Origin of the sequence: Bradyrhizobium retamae (assembly GCF_001440415.1) — a bacterium.
Lineage (GTDB): Bacteria > Pseudomonadota > Alphaproteobacteria > Rhizobiales > Xanthobacteraceae > Bradyrhizobium > Bradyrhizobium retamae.
Genome location: NZ_LLYA01000209.1, coordinates 1 through 18,691, shown reverse-complemented (window position 1 = coordinate 18,691; position 18,691 = coordinate 1). Strand labels below are relative to the sequence as shown.

Here is an 18,691-nt window from a genome sequence, read left to right as displayed (position 1 = left end):
CTGTCAGGCAGAAACTCCACTTATCGACATGTTCAAATTTGCGGAGCCGGCTCTCGAATGAGATCTATGGATGCAGGCCGGCATTCTCTAACTAGACGAATGCCGGGCTCGATGCACGAAGATACTTTGCTGTCTTCCTCGCCCGTCGCTATCGTCTGTACAGTGATGCTGGATGGTAAGTTATCAGACTAGGGCGAGTTCTGCTGCGTGAAGAGGAGAGGGGAACGCTAACCACTGGCGCAATGATGGTCAAACTGCGAGGCTCATATCCCGGACAAGGTATTGTAAGTCCAGCCGATCTGCCTAACTACTTTAATCAACTAAAGAATGGAGCCAATGACTGCAGATTTGGGAGCCGATCTGCATCGCTCCGGCATTCTCGTGCTCCGCGCGTCGTCCCAGAACTAACCGTTTGCACGGTTGTGGTATAGGAAACCTGACAAGGTTGGTGCGCCGAACAACTTGGGTTTGGAACGGAAGAATCGACAGTGCTGCGCCAGTCAACCTGGAAGAGAGTGCTTCGCCATCTCCTTAGGGCGCGTTTTGGCTTCAGCACATGGTTGGGAATAGGGATGTTGTTCAAGCTGAAACAAATGGACCGAAGAAGGCATCCTGAAGAGTGGAACATGGGGCAGTGATCCAAATCAGAGCATCGTCAATAATCGATGCTCGAAATTGCGGCCCACCAGCCTGTCGCGCGCGATCACGAGACACTCCACCGTGCCTGCGTCTTGGTCGGCGGCAAGCGGAATAACGCCTTCCTTGTGTATGCGATCAAATAGCAATCCTTCATCGACAAAACAATCAAGTGCCGTTTGGAGGGAGTTTAGTCGGACGTTCCGCACAGATGAAATCACGTAGGAATGGGAATAGTCGGCTCCTAACAACCGGTCAGCAATGCTGTGCAGTACCGAGCCCCCGCCCCACCGACCGTTCGCTTCATTAAACAGCAGCCGCCCGTCGGTCGAGAAAATGGCATCTATGTTGATCATTCCGCGGTAACCCAAGGTCCGCGCAAGCTCCACAAATCGATAGGCGTGCGCGTAAGCGGTCGAGTACTGCTCATTGCTCAGGTCGCTTGGAAGCTCTAGACCAGTCCAGACGAGAGCTCGTTCGGCCCGATCTTCGCTTCGATGCAGACGTATGTTTCCACTGTTGACGTATGCGATTGAACCATTTTCCTCGATTTCAAACTCAAGGTAGAACAGAGAACGGGCCAAGTGGTATGATTCTACGGCCACTGTTTTACACGATGGGGTTGTCATCTCAGACCAAAGTGCATCAGGATCAAACGACGGCCAAAGAACCCGCCGGGTCTCCCTTGCCCCAGGTAGTGGAGCGCTCTCCTTGCCGGTTAATATGATATTTCCAACCCCGCCGGCTCCATTGTCTAATTTTACAATGACGCTGCCGGTTTCAAGCCTTAGGGAGTTGACCGCTCTGAACAATTCTTCTGAGCTTGTTGCTATGCATCCACTGGGCAACGGAAGCGTGACACTTGTTGCCAATTGACGGAAGTGGCTCTTGCGATTCAATAGATCAGGGCCTCGCTGCAGAGCGAAGTCGTTCCCTTTCTGCTGTATGCCGAGCATCGCCGCTAAGCGCGCAACGCCTTCAGTATAGTAGCAAGCACAGAGTTTCCAATGTGTTTTCTCACAAATGTGGCGTCGGATTTGTTCAACAATTGTATTAGACTGCAGAGTGAAATCACTAAGGACCCGGGTCTCGTGCGCGTTTTCTGGCACGAGCACCAAGACGGTCGATGGGTCGAACCTTAGCGTCGCGCCAACGTAGTGTAGCAGATCAGTTGGGATCGCTACCGGAGAGACAATTAGGTCGCCCGCTTGTGCAAACCATACGGAGCGCCAGGCTGACTTGGCGGCAAGCGAAAGTTGGATTGCCGTCAGATCGGCACCCGACATTTGGGCGGTACCGGCGTTCATAATTAGGATCCGCGGCATCAACGAGCTCCGTAGTACTTGGCATATATCGGGACGGAAGCGCAGTCCGGCACTACGATGAACGTGCGGCAGCGTATTCATGTAGTACAGTTGTTCGAAACGACTTCAGTGAGCTAGAGACATAAGATCGCGTGCAGGCGGCAAGGGAAATATTGCCAGCGCCCAATCCGCGATATTCATTTGGTGCCTCCTTACCGACTTGATCGCGCATCGAGCTCTTTCAGCATAAAATGCTGGATCTTGCCCAACCCCGTTCGCGGCAATTCTTCCGTGAAAATGATTTCGCGCGGCACTTTGAAACGGGCGAGCTGCGATTGCATATGCGCGGTCAGTGCTTCCGCTTCAATCCGCACGCCCGACCGCCTGATCACATAGGCGACTGGTATTTCATCCCAGCGCGAATCGGGCCGACCGACGACAGCGCATTCTGCGACATCGGGATGCTCCATAAGCACACGCTCGACTTCTGCCGGATAAACGTTTTCCCCGCCGGAAATGATCAGATTCTTCTTGCGATCATGGACCCAAAAATACCCATCAGCATCGCGGCGGCCGATATCGCCAGTGTGATACCAGCCGTTATGCAGCGCCTCGCGCGTTGCTTCTTGATTGCCCCAATATTCGCAGAAAACATTAGGCCCGCGCACTGCGATCTCGCCCAGGGTGCCTGGCGGCAGCTTGTTGCCCCCATTATCGATGATTGCCGCTTCGCAGAAAAGGCCGGGCAAGCCAGTCGTACCCTCACGCGAGAGATCACCGCCGAGTCTCGTATAGACAGCAATTGGGCAGGTCTCCGTGGAGCCATACACCTGCAGCACTGGTACGCTGCGTGCGACAAAGCGTTCGATCAGGTGCTGCGGCACCATGGTTGAGCCGGTGGAAATTGCTCTGAGTGAGCTTAGGTCGGTGGTCGACCACTGGGGATGCTCGGTCAGGCCTTGAATCGTGGCAGGCACCAGCACGGCCAGAGTTGGCCGTTCGCGCTCGAACGCAGCGAGCGTCGCCTCTGGCGTAAACCGCGTGTGGATCGTAACCGTCGCGCCGTGATGCAACGCTGGCGTCGTCTGGATATTGAGGCCACCCACGTGGAACAGCGGCAACACTGTCAAGACATGGTCAGCCGAGGTGAGGCCATGCATGTGCTGACTCATAACCCCATTCCACAGCAAGGCCTCTTGGCGCAGCACAGCCCCTTTCGGCCGCCCTGTGGTGCCCGAGGTATAGACGATCAGAAGCGGGCAGGACAGGTCCGTGTACGGATTGCGACCATCGCCCCGCCCTCGGTCTAGCAGGCCATCCCATTTGCTTCCGCCGAGGGGCGCAAAATCCAAGCCGACGACAAAGATATCCGGCAGTTGCTCCGCCAGCGCCGGCAGGAGTGCCTCGAAGGCGTGTTCGATCACCAGCACCTTGGCGGCGGCGTCGGACAGGATGAAGAGCTGCTCGGCGACCGCAAGCCTCCAGTTCAGTGGCACGAGCATTGCGCCGAGCCGCGCGCAGGCATAGAGCAGCACCAGATGGTCAGGCCGGTTAAGGCTGAGGATCGCGACGCGATCGCCTCTCTCGACACCGAGCTGGCTTTTTAGGGCGCGCGCGACCTGCTCGATCCGTTGATTGAAGATCGCGTAGCTTAAGGTCTCGCCCTCGAAATGGATCGCGGGCTTGTCGGGAGTGAACGCCGCGTTGCGCTCAATCAGCGTGCAGAGATCAACCATCAGTCTTCCGTTTTCCTTGGCTTGCACAGTACTTGCCTCCCGAAGCGGCCAATGAGAGCTCCTCTACGTCGCTCGGAAGGTGTCGATTACGGCGTTATTGTCTGAGATGAGGGGCCTTCCGTCAGGTACCCGCAAAAGAGTTCAGCTTGTGACGATCTCGTGAGGCTCAGGTAGGGTGGATGTAATCCGGACACTCAAAGTGTAGCTCTTGCTCACGTACTTCAGTTTTGCTCGACAGGGGCTGCGTGCATCAGACAATGGTGGTAAGCGCACCATGACGAGAGTTTCCTGGGCGATCTTCTCAATACAGGCTCGCCACACATATAGGCGGCTCCGGTATCTCCATCTTTGAGGCCGACAATGGCCCGGCATTGGCCTTCAGTGTGATTGACTAGCAAGATCCTCCTGGAGCCGTCAGGTCTTTTCACATGCCGCTCCGAGATACCGGGCAATCTCTTGCGATGTCGCGCCGATCGTGGCGAGCGAAATTTGCCGCCACAGCTCCGTGAGAGCTTCTACAGCCCAATCGACCTTTATGCGCGATCTTGTCGCCATACCAGCTCCCAGGGATCTGTGCGGACAGAGCAAAACACGCTGCTCGGATTGAGCGCGGCGCGGCCGGAAGCCGGCGCCACCTACTTTGAGATCGTACAATTTGACGCCACGTGCGATTCAAGTCCTTTTGGGCGGCCGTCGTGTGAATATGTTCAAACTCCTAAGCCTCCCGGAGCAGCGATGATACGAAGACTGAAAAAGCACCGCCATTTCCTCATAGGATCTGGGCCGAGCCGGGCTAGCGTTGCCAGCGCCAAGGCCTTAAGGCGCCGTCTTAGTGAGCGGCGCAGCCGATGCGTGTCGGGTTCCCATTCAGGGCTGATCTTCTCGCCGCCATCATGCTGTTCGCCTCTGGGTAAGAAGCCGAGCTGCCAAAGGAGTCGCGATCGAGACAGATTAGGGACGAGTGTCACTTGCATGCAGGGCACTAACTCAGGATGCGAGCTGCCTCGGATCTTTCTGATCAGAACCTTCTTTCGATGTGTGCGCGAATTGCATTTGCTTTAGCGTCAATCCAGCCGCGCTCGCGCGCGCTTGCGACCATCTTGGCGTAGGCTGCTTCCCAGGTTTTGTTGTCCTTGGGGCAGCCAGGCAGGATAGGCACTAAATAGGCATCAGCGCATTGTCGTGGTCAACGAGCGTGATCCCTTTCAAGTCTGAAGGCTTAGCGGCATACGGGCCTTTCAAGACGAGCTTAAACCCGCAAAAATCGAAGGGCTCCGCCATTTGCACTCCCCTCTCGGGCAAGTATTCTATTATCATAACTTGGCTCCTTCATTGTGGCTCTCAACATAGCCTTAGCCGTAGAGTTTCGTTACGAATAGCGACATTGCGGTGAAAACCTGCACTCAGCCGTAGAGTAACGTTCGAAGCTCGCCACGAAGTTGATGAGTGGATTGCCTTGAGCTGATCGCGTCGCGACAATCCGGCCGATAAAGATCCCATGGGTGCCGACGAGTTGGTGGTGATGCAAGACGCTTTCGAGCACACAAACTGCGCTTTGCAGAACCGGTACGTCAAGGACGCCCTGATCCCATGGCGCTGTATCGAAACGGTGGACAGCGTTTGCGCCATGCCGGCCGGCGAAACGCAGTGCGAAGGTCCTGCTGATTGCCGCCGAGAAGACTCACGCCGAAAGTGCCGTTGGCGAGTATCGCGTCGTGAGTTTCGGAACTGGCATTAATGTCGGCCAGCAAGCAGGGCGGCTCCATGCAGATCGAGGTAATAGAACTGACCGTTACCCTCGCCGTCGGACGGCCGTTCCGGTCGCTACAATGGAGACGCCGCTCGCCAGATTTCGCATGGCTTGGCGAAACTCGATCGCCTCGATGGACTGATTATCGCTGATCCGGGGAGGCGATTGGCAGCTCATAGCCCAGCTCCGGAGTGGCGTTTGACCTCGAACTTTTGAACTATGCGGATATTGCGTTGGTCGCGACTCTCGAACTTGCTTCCGCGCAGTGCGGGTTTGATCGCACCGATAATCTGACTGCTCCACAGCATGATCTGGCGATGAACTGAACACAATCGGCGGCTCCGCTTGGATGATAGCGTTCAGCGTGCCTTTGCGTCAGATCGAATACGTTCCGCGTCCTCGTCGCGTAGCGACAGCGAAGGCGGCCCGTACGTCCGAAGGGCTGGCGGTCCGTGATCTGTCTGCGCGTGGCGTCATTCACTGCGAATCATTCCTCGGTGGTGATATGGGCATGGCCGCCGCGCCGCTTTGTTTTCCGATACTGTTGAAAAGGCGCTCTTTCCCGAAGAGAAGACGCTCATCCAGTCGCGTGCAACGAAAGCCGCAGCTCGGGCGAGATCGAGTCGTCTGTATCGATCACCTCACGAAACTTACGAAACATGAGTTCGATCGTTGCGATCGATCCGAGTACCGTGGTCGTCCGCCAAGACATCATTGTTTGTCTCCTTCGCGGTACCGCGAAGCGCGAGTCCCCGAGTCGCCTGTCTTTTCGACGATCTCGGTGGTGCGCTTCGCACCGGCTCTGGCAATCTGAGTGACCGTCGATCTTTCAGGCGCCGCCCTAGCCTCGATTAGCTCAGCAAGATTGATACGGTACGCATCCTGCAGCCTGATAAGCGCTCTGCTCCGAGCATAGACTGCCCTCATCCGCCTCGAGTTGTGAAAACTTTCCATGACTTTGCTCTTACCGTCTCAGGCTAATGCACCGCTATTTCGTGCAAACGGTGCATTTCGCCCCACCATCACCGGCCGCACTTCTCGGCCGTCGTCAAATGCAGGGGAGACCCACCGGCTCGGTGCTGATTGAATTGCGCGGACCTTCTGGATGCTGACTAGCCGTCGCCAACAGCGGCGACACCTCACTATCGTTTGCGGCGAGCCGTATTCGGAGCGAAGCGAGCTCGGCTTGGAGGCTTTGCGGGCCATCACTGCACTCCGGTCGAAACCGCCGCCTCGCGCGAGAGCAGCGCGCGGGTCGCCGCCGTCACGTCAGCCTGCCGCATCAGACTTTCTCCGACCAGGAAGGTCGAAATGCAAAGCCGCGAAAGACGCAGAACATCCCCCGGGGCGCAGATACCGCTTTCGCCGACGATCAGGCGATTCTTCGGTATGAGCGGCGCCAGCGCCTCGCTGGTCGTAAGCGTGGTCTCGAAGGTGCGCAGGTTGCGGTTGCTGATGCCGATCATCGGCGAGCGGAGTTTTAGCGCCCGATCGAGTCCGTCGCGGTCATGGATCTCAATCAGCCCATCCATGCCATGGGCCAGGGCCGCAGCCTCGATCTCGCGAGCGGTTTCGTCGTCGAGCGCCGCCATGATGATCAGGATGCAGTCGGCCCCCTGAGCGCGCGCTTGTACCACCTGATAGGTGTCGAACATGAAGTCCTTGCGCAGCACCGGCAGATATGTTGCCGCTCGCGCTGCCATCATGAAATCAGGGTGCCCCTGAAAGAAGGGCGTATCCGTCAGCACCGACAGGCAGGCCGCGCCGCCCGCTTCATAGGCCCTGGCAAGCGAGGGCGGATCGAAGTCGCCCCGGATAAGGCCTTTGGAGGGAGAGGCCTTCTTGATCTCGGCGATCAGCGCATACTCATCTGCTGCGTGCTTGTTGCAGATGGCGGCGAGAAAACCCCGCGGGGGCGGGGCCCGCCGCGCGAACGCTTCGACCTCTGAAAGCGGCAAGGCGCGCTTGGCGGCTGCGATCTCTTCGCGCTTGTAGGCCCCGATCTTGGTCAAAATGTCGGACATCGGTCAGCTCGGCTGTCAGGCGTTAGAGATTGCGACTAGATGTTTCAATCGCGCCGCCGCGGCACCGCTATCAAGCGATTTCTGCCCAAGGGCGACGCCTTCCTTCAAGGTTTTGGCACGGCCGGCCACGATCAATGCCGCGGCCGCATTGAGAAGCGCGATATCGCGATACGGGCTTGGGGCGCCGTCGAGCACGCTTGCAGCGCGACTGCATTGGCATCGGCATCGCCGCCCTTCAGCCCTACGCTGCCGCAGCGGGGGAGGCCGGCCTGTTCAGGGGTCACTTCGAAGGTGCGGATCTCGCTGGTCTCAATCGAGGCAACAAAGGTCGGGCCGGTCAGGGTGATCTCATCGAGTCCGTCCGAGCCGTGCACCACCCACACTGACTCAGCGCCAAGATTCTTCAACACCTGCGCCAAGGGCAGCACCCACTGCCGTGAAAACACTCCGACTATCTGTCGCTTGACGCCGGCCGGATTGCACAGCGGTCCGAGTAGATTGAAGATGGTGCGGGTAGCGAGCTCAATCCGGGTCGGGTGAACGTGCTTCATGGCGGGATGATGGACCGGCGCAAACATGAAGCCGATGCCGGCTTCGTGCACGCAGCGAGTGACGTCTTCAGGGGTGATGTCGATCCTCACGCCGAGCGACGCCAAGACGTCGGCAGCGCCCGAGCGCGAGGACAGTGCGCGATTGCCATGTTTGGCAACCCTCACGCCAGCACCAGCGACGATGAAAGCGGCGCAGGTCGACACGTTTACCGAGCCCGAAGCGTCGCCGCCAGTGCCGGCAATGTCGACGGGATCGTGCGGCGCACTGACTCGCGGCATCTTACTCCGCATCGCGGAAGCGGCGCCGGTAATCTCTTCCACCGTCTCGCCGCGTACCCGCAGCGCCATGAGAAGTCCACCCACCTGCGCGGGTGTGGCTTCGCCTGACATCATGCTGTCGAAAGCGGATGCCGCTTCCTCGCGGCTCAGCGTGGCGCCGCCGGCGACTTTGCCAATAATCGAGTTGAAGGCGTTCATCGTGCTTTCGAACGTGCTAGCTGTTGCTAGTGGCAGCGGTTGCGTGGGCGAAGGCGACCTCGTTGATCGATGAGCCGATCCCGATGGTCCAGCTTGGTGACGAGGGCGGGAGGCCGCTTGTCGCACAACATGCTTGAAGACTCTCTTTTGGCTCTTCTCTCGTCCGATGCGAACTTGACAAACGGCACGATCTCGCAGCTTTCCGGCTTCATCAGTGGGAAGTCAATTCGAATAGGCGTCAGTTCCAAGCTTGAAATCATGTGCACGGCAACCCCGCTGCCGCGTTAGCCGATAACCATTGCTTGCGTGGTGTAGGTGTGGTCATAATTGGTTTCCAAGCCTACAACCTGACGCAGCGTAAGGTTCAACCCCCTTCAGTGGCTTGGCTGAACATTATTCCAGTATTCCATTGTGCCGCTTCCTGAGGTACGAGGAAACAAGCGGCCAACTGCAGGCCGCCGCCATCGTGGAAAACCCCTTCCCAGCGCAGTCTGACTGATGTGAGAACACTCACTGCGGGCGTTTCCAGACAGACGTGCTCAAGATCCCTATGGGCGCAAAGAAGAATTGAAAAACGGCAGCCCGATACGTCCTCAGCCGACTTGTTCTGCAATGCCGACGTTTATTGCACCCAAGCGACGCGCGCGGTGAGGTGAGCGGAGCCGACATCGCGACATTGCAGATCCCGGCGCAACTCCTAGCCGCGTCCACGTGATTGCACGAAGCGGCGGATAGAGCATGTCGTCGTCCAATGTGGAATAGATGCGATTCAGAGTCCCGAGCTTATGCACTATTCTTGATTGTGGCACTCCTCGAGTGCTCGCCGTACTGCGGCGCAAGAGGTTGCGGTACCGAAATAGTTAGCTAAACGCACATCGTGCCGGCTCGATGCCACTCGCTCGACCTGCCGCTTCAGATTGGCCATAACGGCGTGAAGCCCCGCATGACGATCAGGCACCGCCTCACAGTCCCGCGTTTTCCGGAGCCGGGGATACAGGGTGGGCGGGGCAAGGAATGGCAGGGTCCATGCGCGGGTCTCCCATTCTTTTTCAGGTGCGGGCGATCGTTAGACCAGCATTCTCAATGGCATCCAGGATCTTGCCTGCATAAGCCGGCGGGTCGGTTGGTGTTCGCCAGTCAGGGCGCCGTACGCCTCCTCGCGCTCAGCGAGCTTGTGCTCAGTATATTCGCCGCAGACATTGCAGGATCATCGGTCGACCGCTCCAGGGATCATGCGACGCGATTTCGCACCAGTTATCGGAGTTGCATCTCGGACACTGCATGGGCGGGGGCTCCTGGCGGTTCTCAGCTCGCGGGCTCGATTCTAGCCAACTCGAACGGGCGTTTGGGCAGCTTACCTCTGCAGAAGCATCGGGAGTGTGGAGCTCGTCTCGGACATTCCAGAAGCGAATAAAGCTAGCGAGGCCAGCGCGGAAGAAAGCGAAAAGACGTGGCAAACGCGCGCGGTCTTTGCAGCGCGCAAGCGGCGTGCCTTTGGGATCCTTGGTGGCTCACAAGTACTGAGCCTCGAAACCGCCCTTTCCGCTGCGGCGCAGGCGAACATTGCGAGCGCGGCCCCCAACGCAAAGGACAGCGTTGCTGAGGCGAGGGCGCCGATAAGGCTCAGATCGATTGTGCCTCTGGTTGATATACGTTTGAGGAACGCCAAGACTGCAAGCGCAGCTCCACAGCTGATCATATCAGAGCGCAAACGCAACCGGGACCGAATCGAGGGCTGCCTTTCTGACAAAGCTGCGAAGTCCGCCGTTGTGAAGGGCGCGCTGAATATCTTCGCGGTTCGGGCCGTGATGCCATTTTCCATCTTTTACCACTGCTCGCGACCCGAGTGTTCTTCAAGCGCTATTTGTTTGTTTGGCATTGTCCACTAGGTGTACTCCTGGATCAGTTCGGGGGCGACGAAAACATCGCTTCGGGCGCGCGAAGAGCGAATCCGGACTAAGGCGATAGCCCGGTTGCGTGTTTGCGACAGCACATCGCGTTCGTTCAACGACATATCGGCATCGGATACTCATAGATCATCATTTGCGTGATGACGTCGTACTGGCACAGACCATTTCTGAAACCGTTCGCCGTGCTGCGTGAGGTTGCCAGACTTCAGCGGCTCACTGGTCCCCACCGAAACTGGTTTGAAGCCAATCTCCTCTAGCAGCTTCGAGAGTGTCGACGATGGGGCACATTGAAACCGGATCCGCCTGTCCTAAGATGAACTGACAACAACGCCGCCACGATTGCGAATACAACCGTGAAGAGCGCCATCGATACCTCGCCGGTATTCGCCAGCAGCAAGCCAGCGAGCCTTCACCAATGCTAGCGTTCGAGCTGCGTCATCCAAGGCGATGATGGGCTTTGTCATCAATGAAACGGCGGCTTCTGGGTGGCATTCAATCCCTCGCTTCAACGGGACGGTGTTTGTTCTGCAGTACGGGACGACGGACCGAAATCGTGGTGGTGCGGTCAGGAATCGATCAGGGGGCACACGGACATTCCGATGACGCCCAGCGATCTGTTACGGCGCCGATCATCGGGGATGCGCGGATTACTCTGCTCTGCTTCTGACTGTCCTCTGTACCTTGCTCTGGTCGTTTCGGTGAAACGCTTTCGCGCTCGCCCTGGTTCTTCGTCGCCGCAATCCTGCTCGCGATGATCTCTCCGGTCTTGTGCGACCCGTTAAGGGGACGCACGCACCGCTCCGACCGCACCGCAGTCGTTGTGATCCGCGTCGATGTGCGACGGCGCGCCGAGGCTGGACATTTCTTTCGGCTTGCGGCGCCTAATCTGTGCGGGCGGACGCGATGCATGGTGACGTTGATCGAGGATGCCGGCAAGGAAGCCGGCGCTGGCTTCGAGCTCGGGGCCAGCGTGCGCCGCGCTCGTCAGCGCGAGCAGCGCCGCGGCGAAGGTGATGCGTTTCACTTGTCTTCCGTTCCGTGGGGTGTGGAGGTAGACCCGGCCGCCGATTTGAAAGCAGCCAGATCGAAGGACGGGCATATCGGCGCCTGGCGCTTTGCGATTATCGCGCCGACTTCCATTTCATTTGCGGCTGGATCGCGCTGCGCTAGCTCGATGATCCCGCCAAGGCGACTCCGATCCGATCGCTACATTCTGAAGACGCCGTAATGTGGCGCCTCAATAGGTGTATTGAGCGAAGCGCTCAGGACGACTGCGAGCGCATTTCTGGTGTCGACAGGATCAAGAATGCCGTCGTCCCAGATTTCGGAGGTTGCATAATAGGCGCTCGATCGTTCCCGATACTCTTCCAGAATCGGCTCTCGAATAGCTGCCAACTCCTGCTCAGACAGGCGTCCACCCTCACGGGTTAATTGTCTTGCCTTGACATGGGTGAGCACGCCTGCTGCTTGCTCTGCACCCATCGCAGAAATCTGAGACTGCGGCCAGGTGAACATAAACCGTGGATCGAAAGCCCGTCCCGCCATAGCGAATGTCCCCGCTCCGTAGGAGCCGTTGCAAACGACCGTGAATTTAGGCACCGACGCTCCAGAGACGGCCATGATCAGCTTCGCGCCATCCTTGGTGATGCCACGCCGTTCGTATTCGCGGCCGACCATGAAACCCGTGATATTCTGCAGGAAGAGCAGGGGTGTCCGATTCTTGTCGCACAGTTGGATAAAGTGAGCGCCCTTCAGCGCACTGTCGCTGAACAGCACACCATTGTTTGCAATAACCCCGATCTGATATCCATAAAGCCGCGCGAAGCCGCACACCAGAGACTCGCCATAGCGAGGTTGGTATTCGTGGAACCGGCTGCCATCCACCAGACGGGCGATGATCTCCCGCATGTCGAACTGCACTCGAGGATCCCTGGGAATGATGCCGTAGAGTTCGGACGCGTCGTACGCCGGTGGCTCCGGAGAGACTCGATCCATCGAGGCTTTCGTGGGACGATTGAAGCGAGCGACGATGTCCTGTGCGATGGCAATCGCGTGCATCTCGGACCTTGCGAAATAATCACTCGTCCCAGACACGCTGGTATGCATATGAGCGCCACCAAGCTCTTCGGCGGATACCGTCTCGCCCGTGGCCGCTTTCACGACCGGGGGGCCTCCTAGAAAAATCGCGCCCGTTCCCTCCACGATGATGTTGTAGTCGCTAAGCGCCGGGACGTACGCCCCTCCCGCGGTGCAATGACCCATTGCGATGGCGACTTGCGGCACTCCCATCTTCGAGAGAATGGACTGATTGCGGAAGATTCGACCCGCGTAGTATCGATCCGCGAAGAACTCCGCCTGCAAAGGCAGGAAACCACCAGCACAGTCGCACAGATGAACCACTGGCAGACGGTTCTCGATCGCTATGTCCAAGGCCCGCACGATCTTCTTGACAGACAACGGGTACCATGCGCCGCCCTTCACGCTGGCGTCATCCGCGTGAACAATGACCTCGCGACCCGCTACGATGCCGATGCCGACGACCTGCGCAGCGCCAGGCACCTCGCCGTCGTAAGCCTTGTTAGCGGCTAGCGTCGAAAGCTCGAGGAACGGAGTTTCTGGATCGAGCAAAGCCTCGATCCGATCACGTACAAACAACTTGTTTTGCCGACGCATGCGCTCAAGGTCTCGTTCAGGACGGTTGAAGCGGACGACACGTTGTCGTTCCTTCAATTCGGCCGCAAGTCGTCTATTGTGGAGTTCGTTGAGGCGGAATTCGTGGGATTTGACATCCGCTGCAGAAGCGATCCGCTGCATCTCAACGCCCTTCCTCTGAGAGCGTAACCAGCACTGCGCCTCGCTCGAAGCTCTCGCCTTCGTTGAAGTGAATTTGGTCGATCACGCCGTCCCGTGGAGAGCGTATGATGGTTTCCAACTTCATGCTCTCGATTTTCATCAGCGCCGTGCCTGCGGAAACGGGTTGACCAGGCGAAACGCTGGTCGTAACGACGAGACCTGGCATTGGCGCGCGGGCCAGGAGATGATCTGCCTCATTGTTCGCGCAAGCGAGCGTTCTCAACGGGTCGCGGTAGTGCAAAATGCGCGTCCTGCCGCGGATGTGCACGTGAATAACCTCGCCGTCGATGGCGAACCTAACCGGTTCGCTTTCGCCAGCGATGGTAAGGACGCCGCAACCGTCGCCTTGCTGGGAGAACGCGATTGGGGCAATCACTTCATTACGCAAGCGAAGGTGATAGCCCTGCTGACAGCGTGAAAGCGATAACTGATAATCTATGCCATCAACTTCAAAAGAGTGTTTCACGTCAGTTTCTCCAGCTGCCCAGCGCTGCGTGAAGCTCGGGCACGGCATCTGCTGATTCGCGGATAGGTCTCGTCAGGAGGGCGGCTGTGGCGAGGAAGGCAGATAAGTCGGACGCAGGCTCGCCCGATGCGATGTGCGGATTTTCCTCAAGATATCCCGTATGGATGTGTCCGCTCAGAAATGCCTCCTCACGGAGGATACGTGTGAGAAAGTTTGCATTTGTCTCGCAGCCGAGAAGCACCAGCTCCCGCATCGCGCGATGGGCCTTCAGCGCAGCCTCAATGCGCGTCGGCGAATGCGCGATGATCTTTGCGAGCATGGGATCGAACGCTGTCGTGATCTGCTGGCCTTGAAAGATGCCGCTGTCGATCCGTACGCCGTCGCCGTCCGGGTACTCAAGAACAAGTACCTTACCAGTCGTCGGAACATATCCACGTTCCGGGGCTTCCGCATACAGTCTAGCCTCGATCGCGTGTCCTCTCGAGACGATATCGGACTGCGAAAATCCAAGTTCGCGGCCCGCGGCGACATAGATCTGTTGAGCAACAAGATCGATGCCGGTGATCATCTCGGTCACAGTATGCTCGACTTGCAGTCGCGTATTCATCTCAAGAAAATAGAACTCTCCTCCGCCGAAAATGAATTCGACAGTGCCTGCGTTTCGATAGTTGGCGGCGCGCGCGATGCTGGCGGCGGTTTCGCAGACCCGCTTGCGCAACTCTGGCGACAGCGCGGGCGACGGCGACTCCTCGATGATCTTTTGGAACCGGCGCTGCACCGAGCACTCCCGCTCAAAGAGATGGACCACGTTTCCGAAGGAGTCGCCGAGCACCTGTACTTCGATGTGCCGCGGGTTTTCGACATATCGTTCGACGTAAAGCCGGCCATCGCCGAAGTACGTCTGCGCCTCACTGCGCGCCTGCGCAATCGCGTCCTCCAGGGTAGCGAGGTCGCGTACGATCCGCATGCCCTTGCCGCCACCGCCCGCCGATGGTTTTACCAGCAAAGGAACTCCAACAGCTCGCGCCCTGAATGTGAATGTCGCTGGATCATCTTCTTCGATCGCCGAAGGTGCGACCGGAAAACCGTTCCGCTGAACGAAGTTGTGGGCCCGGATTTTATCGCCCATCAGTTCTATGCTTTCGGGGGCGGGCCCGATGAACGCAATGCCCGCCTTTATCACGGCCCTGGCGAACTCAGCATTCTCGGAAAGAAATCCATAACCCGGATGAAGGGCGTCGGCGCTCGCCTTGTGGGCAGCAGCGATGATTTGCGCGATATCGAGATAGGCCGCTATCGGCGTGCGACCGCTGATGGCAATCGCCGTGTCAGCCATGGAGACAGCCGGCGTCCCCGCATCGGCATCGTGGTAGACAATTGCAGAGCGAAGCCCCAGCCTTCGCAAAGTCTTGATGATTCGTACGGCAATCTCGCCTCTGTTGGCGATCAGAATGGTGTGGAAGAGTAATTCACGCATTTCGCCTATTCGTCCAAGCAAGTGCCCGATGCCGGGAGTTCCGTCAGTCGCAAGCGGTTGGTGCTGCGTCAATTGCCCGCGCCCCTTTCATCTGTCCCCATCCAGCGTTGCCGTCCTGGAATTCAGCCGGGGACTAGTCGCGGGCAATCGAAGGCGCAGGCCTATTGACGCTGGCTCATTTCGAGCCTTCCTTTCCTTTGGCAGAGTCTCGAACTGATATCACGTAGCGACATTGGTCACTCAGGTTTGTGAACTTGGCTCTGAGACAGGCAGTAATGGCGCCTGCATCAGGTATGTGGCTGCCACAAAAGCGAAACACGTCCGGAGTGCAAGCCTCTCGCTCCTCCGGTGTCGCCGCCCGATCTCGCGCACCCGCCTGTTCGGTGCATAGAGCTGTTGTCGTCACAACAGCAACAGCAAGTGCTGTTGCCGAGCGGTGTGCTTTGAAGAACCAAGACCCATGCGTTCGCTGCTTTTGATTCACGATATCCTCTTCAGGTCGATACATCCTGCGGTATTGTTCGTCCTGCGCGAAGCGCAGTATGACCTGTCTACCGGGAAACAGGCCGGAACCATTCAAAGCATTGACGGCCGCGGAAGCGCACTTTGCGTATCTGTACACCCATCGCAGCGGTGCCTCGGTCTCTTAGTCGTGAGATACCGTAGTTTTCCGAGCGCGAGGAGGCGGCTAACAACCCGCCAGTCGGCCGATACCCAGAGCCGCCAAGCAGGGCGAAACAACGATTGCGGCCCGGCTAGACGAAAGAAGTTACGATAGCGGTAAGGTATACCCCGGGGGCAATTCCGGCATTCAGCTACGTCCAACACGCCCCCGAAGCTGCACCTAGTTGGGGAGTGCGAACCATTATCGGTCTGTAACAGCTGGGGCCATCACCCACATGGTGCGCTCTCGCGACCTGCATTCCACCTCTTGCGAGGAGCGGCACGCGTGACATCGGAGATCGAGATTGTGCCAAATGCTCGTCCTGTTCTGGCTGCAACTTGGCCAGTTCGCCATGCGCTCCATAGATCACTTCGCTTTCGGGGGAGTGCTCGAGGATCGTGACGGCGCCCTTGCGGCGTGAGCTTAAGAGTTTGGGACATTCGCAATTCTCATCACCTGGCGGGAGGCGTTTTAGATGGCCTTAGGGGCGCCACCTGCTTTTAAGATCGTACAATCTAACGCTGCGTACGATTCAAGCCCCTTCGAGGACTGCTCGTGTGGATATGTCCAAACTCGTGGGCCCCCACGAGCCATCTGGCGCGAATCAGAGTGAGAGGCCTTCACTGGCGCGGAAATCTCAGTTTCATTCCCATCTAGGCCGAGGGCAGCCGTGCACGTGTTAGAAGTGACAGCTCCAGCACGGCTGATCCCTCCAAGCCGGCATGTCGGAGAGATCGAAACATTGGATTGGTTTGCGATTCCAGTCAGCGCAAATCGCGCGACGTGGTAGCAGTTCGAAGAGGGAAGAGCTTTCAAGCCCGAGATGGCGGGCGCTTTAGATGCTGCGCGTATAAACCTTCGTCCTGGCAGAAACTTGACCGAGTGCGCTTTCGAAGGAGGTCGTGGCGGCTGGGGATGGTATCGTGCTGGGTCCGCTGCCACCGGGTGTGTACGAGGCATGGGCAAAGCAACTCTATCAACCGCTCAATGCGTGTGCACCCGCTTCGGCTTTCTCAAGCGAATCGCGCCCCGCGGCTTCGCTCCTTCCGAGATATAGGCAATTGGGCCGAATTTGTGAATTTTGCGGGGAGGGCGGCCTACGTAATGTTGGAGGGGCTGATGTCGCATTTTCTTAATGTACGAACTGCATGCTCATTTGCATGAAACCGATAGATCCGTTCTACGATCCCAAATTCTGGCGAGGCCGTGCGGAAGCGACGCGGACCAAAGCGGTGTCGTTCGCTGAAGGCAAGTCCAGAGATAGGCTCCTTAAGATCGCCGAGGAATATGAGAAGCTAGCCCGACGCGCAGAGGAGTGGCCGACGCTTAAAGAGGATGGCGACGCAGAGCCCTGATGCTTCGCCGGTTCTCGACAAAATCCGTACGCATCCGGCGTAGGCCGCAGGCTGATTGTATTAGTCGGGCGGCCAGCGCTTGAGCCAAGTCGGATTTTCTTTGTGCATCCGGACGAGCTCGATCAGATTTTCGATTCCGAAATCGGTGAAGGCCATGACGCCGTGTTCGCCGGCGCCATAGACCCAGATGACGCCGACCTCGGGATTTGGTCGCTCCGGCCCCTGAAACCGGGAGGCCTATTTAGGAAATAGTCTCGCTTGCCAAACGCTTTCTCGGCATATTGATCGATCGAAACGATGATCGCTTGGCCGTGTTGGTGGCCGGCGTCGAAGCGGCCGGGTACTCCTGGTGCGGCCGTGCCGCGACAAACTTTGGATGTTTCCTGGCGGGCGCCGGCGCGGCCGCGAAACGGCGGAGCAGTGCCTCTGGCGCGAGATCAAGGCGCCAGTATGTGGCGTCGCAGGATTTAGGCAAGCGCGAGGCGGCGAATTGTCGTGCGTTTTCGTGTGCAATGTCGTGTTCGCAACATGTTGGCAGATACCAAACAAGTGCGGCTTTGGCTTTCGGGAGAGAAAGAACGCGCGGCGCTTCGTTTTGCGTCCAGCTGCCCGCGCAGCGGTCCGTGCGCGGGAGCATTAGGCGATTGGCCCGGCTTTTGCTCCATTGTTTGCCAACGGTGTGCGGCTCTCTGCTTTGTCGGGATCGGCCGTTGCAGAATGTGTATCTCGATGTGACCAAAGGCGATGCCATGAAGAATTGGAGTTCCGTGACAACCAAGCTGCTAGGCACGGCCACAGTTGCAATGGCCTTGACGACGCCCACCGCGCTGGCGGTCGAATACAAAGTCGAATACAAAAGGGATAATAGCAGCAATCCGAGCCTCCGGGACGTTCCTGAAAACAGGAGCGTGCTTGCCCAGATCACAGTCACCTCGGAACGACCAGCAAGCTTCACGCTTGCGAACGGCCTGCAGGTAGTGGTGATCCCCGATCATCGCACCCCGGTCGTGACCCATATGATTTGGTATAAGGTCGGCTCCGCCGACGACACGCCGGCCAAGTCGGGGCTTGCGCATTTCTTCGAACACCTGATGTTCAAGGGCACAGCCAAGCATCCGCCCGGCGAATTCTCCCAGACCGTTCTGCGCGTCGGCGGCAACCAGAACGCCTTCACCTCGCCCGACTACACCGGCTATTACCAACGCGTGCCGCGCGAGCAGCTCGGCAAGATGATGGAATTTGAGGCCGACCGGATGACCGGCCTCATTCTCAAAGATGAGAACGTGCTGTCCGAGCGCGACGTGGTGCTCGAGGAATTCAACATGCGCGTCGCCAACAATCCCGATAGGCGGCTCACCGAGCAGATCAGGGCGGCGCTTTACCTCAACCACCCCTACGGCCGCCCTAATCTTGGCTTTCGCCAGGAGATCGAGAAGCTCGACCGCGAGGACGCGCTCGCGTTCTACAAGCGCTTCTACGCGCCGAATA

At 58.1% G+C, this 18,691-nt stretch carries 12 protein-coding genes and 2 pseudogenes; 3 read left to right on the top strand and 11 right to left on the bottom strand.

Features of this window, described 5'->3' with window-relative positions; all coding sequences use genetic code 11:
* Positions 1 to 644: 644 nt before the first annotated feature.
* The 7 genes and pseudogenes from CQ13_RS44830 to trpD all read right to left on the bottom strand — a co-directional run bounded on the left by CQ13_RS44830 (position 645) and on the right by trpD (position 8,478).
* Positions 645 to 1,943 carry a preATP grasp domain-containing protein gene (locus CQ13_RS44830; RefSeq protein ID WP_245309571.1) on the bottom strand — a complete coding sequence of 433 codons (1,299 nt, stop codon included), beginning with the start codon at positions 1,941 to 1,943 and terminating at the stop codon, positions 645 to 647.
* A 209-nt stretch (positions 1,944 to 2,152) separates the two neighbouring features.
* The gene (locus CQ13_RS36390; RefSeq protein ID WP_057847584.1) at positions 2,153 to 3,676 is read right to left on the bottom strand and encodes a class I adenylate-forming enzyme family protein; all 1,524 of its coding nucleotides are present in this window, start codon (positions 3,674 to 3,676) and stop codon (positions 2,153 to 2,155) included.
* A gap of 1,369 nt (positions 3,677 to 5,045) precedes the next feature.
* Positions 5,046 to 5,324: a flavin reductase gene (locus CQ13_RS42125; RefSeq protein ID WP_283807567.1), complete on the bottom strand. Its 279-nt coding sequence runs from the start codon at positions 5,322 to 5,324 to the stop codon at positions 5,046 to 5,048.
* Positions 5,248 to 5,442, bottom strand: coding sequence for a flavin reductase (locus CQ13_RS46650; RefSeq protein ID WP_283807566.1), 195 nt, complete (start codon positions 5,440 to 5,442; stop codon positions 5,248 to 5,250). The genes CQ13_RS42125 and CQ13_RS46650 overlap by 77 nt, the downstream gene beginning before the upstream one ends.
* Before the next feature lie 561 nt (positions 5,443 to 6,003).
* Positions 6,004 to 6,141, bottom strand: coding sequence for a hypothetical protein (locus CQ13_RS44825; protein ID WP_197427560.1), 138 nt, complete (start codon positions 6,139 to 6,141; stop codon positions 6,004 to 6,006).
* Between the two features lie 490 nt (positions 6,142 to 6,631).
* Positions 6,632 to 7,450 (bottom strand): indole-3-glycerol phosphate synthase TrpC, encoded by an 819-nt coding sequence (gene trpC, locus CQ13_RS36380; RefSeq protein WP_057847581.1) that lies wholly within the window; start codon positions 7,448 to 7,450, stop codon positions 6,632 to 6,634.
* Between the two features lie 15 nt (positions 7,451 to 7,465).
* A pseudogene (trpD, locus tag CQ13_RS36375) lies at positions 7,466 to 8,478 on the bottom strand (anthranilate phosphoribosyltransferase).
* A 1,379-nt stretch (positions 8,479 to 9,857) separates the two neighbouring features.
* Here trpD and CQ13_RS36370 point away from each other — a divergent pair.
* Positions 9,858 to 10,367 (top strand): hypothetical protein, encoded by a 510-nt coding sequence (locus CQ13_RS36370; RefSeq protein WP_057847580.1) that lies wholly within the window; start codon positions 9,858 to 9,860, stop codon positions 10,365 to 10,367.
* Positions 10,368 to 11,166: 799 nt separating this feature from the next.
* On the opposite strand, the gene CQ13_RS43905 is transcribed toward CQ13_RS36370, so the two are convergent.
* The 4 genes from CQ13_RS43905 to CQ13_RS36350 all read right to left on the bottom strand — a co-directional run bounded on the left by CQ13_RS43905 (position 11,167) and on the right by CQ13_RS36350 (position 15,184).
* Positions 11,167 to 11,412, bottom strand: coding sequence for a hypothetical protein (locus CQ13_RS43905; RefSeq protein WP_156434120.1), 246 nt, complete (start codon positions 11,410 to 11,412; stop codon positions 11,167 to 11,169).
* Between the two features lie 182 nt (positions 11,413 to 11,594).
* Positions 11,595 to 13,202, bottom strand: a complete 1,608-nt coding sequence (locus CQ13_RS36360) for an acyl-CoA carboxylase subunit beta (protein ID WP_057847578.1) — start codon at positions 13,200 to 13,202, stop codon at positions 11,595 to 11,597.
* Between the two features lies 1 nt (position 13,203).
* Positions 13,204 to 13,707, bottom strand: coding sequence for an acyl-CoA carboxylase biotin carboxyl carrier protein subunit (locus CQ13_RS36355; protein ID WP_057847577.1), 504 nt, complete (start codon positions 13,705 to 13,707; stop codon positions 13,204 to 13,206).
* A gap of 1 nt (position 13,708) precedes the next feature.
* On the bottom strand, positions 13,709 to 15,184 hold the full coding sequence (locus CQ13_RS36350) for an acetyl-CoA carboxylase biotin carboxylase subunit (protein ID WP_057847576.1): 1,476 nt from the start codon (positions 15,182 to 15,184) through the stop codon (positions 13,709 to 13,711).
* Positions 15,185 to 17,549: 2,365 nt separating this feature from the next.
* Here CQ13_RS36350 and CQ13_RS46185 point away from each other — a divergent pair.
* A pseudogene (locus CQ13_RS46185) lies at positions 17,550 to 17,645 on the top strand (NUDIX hydrolase); the annotation flags it as partial.
* 307 nt (positions 17,646 to 17,952) lie between these two features.
* On the top strand, positions 17,953 to 18,691 hold a 739-nt coding region (locus CQ13_RS36335), incomplete at its 3' end, for a M16 family metallopeptidase (protein ID WP_245309570.1).

Bases quoted from the DNA above. Each gene is read 5' to 3' on its own strand.
- CQ13_RS44830 (WP_245309571.1), bottom strand. From the start codon at position 1,943: ATGAACGCCGGTACCGCCCAAATGTCGGGTGCCGATCTGACGGCAATC.
- CQ13_RS36350 (WP_057847576.1), bottom strand. From the start codon at position 15,184: ATGCGTGAATTACTCTTCCACACCATTCTGATCGCCAACAGAGGCGAG.
- CQ13_RS36390 (WP_057847584.1), bottom strand. From the start codon at position 3,676: ATGGTTGATCTCTGCACGCTGATTGAGCGCAACGCGGCGTTCACTCCC.
- CQ13_RS44825 (WP_197427560.1), bottom strand. From the start codon at position 6,141: ATGATGTCTTGGCGGACGACCACGGTACTCGGATCGATCGCAACGATC.
- CQ13_RS36360 (WP_057847578.1), bottom strand. From the start codon at position 13,202: ATGCAGCGGATCGCTTCTGCAGCGGATGTCAAATCCCACGAATTCCGC.
- CQ13_RS46650 (WP_283807566.1), bottom strand. From the start codon at position 5,442: ATGGAGCCGCCCTGCTTGCTGGCCGACATTAATGCCAGTTCCGAAACT.
- trpC (WP_057847581.1), bottom strand. From the start codon at position 7,450: ATGTCCGACATTTTGACCAAGATCGGGGCCTACAAGCGCGAAGAGATC.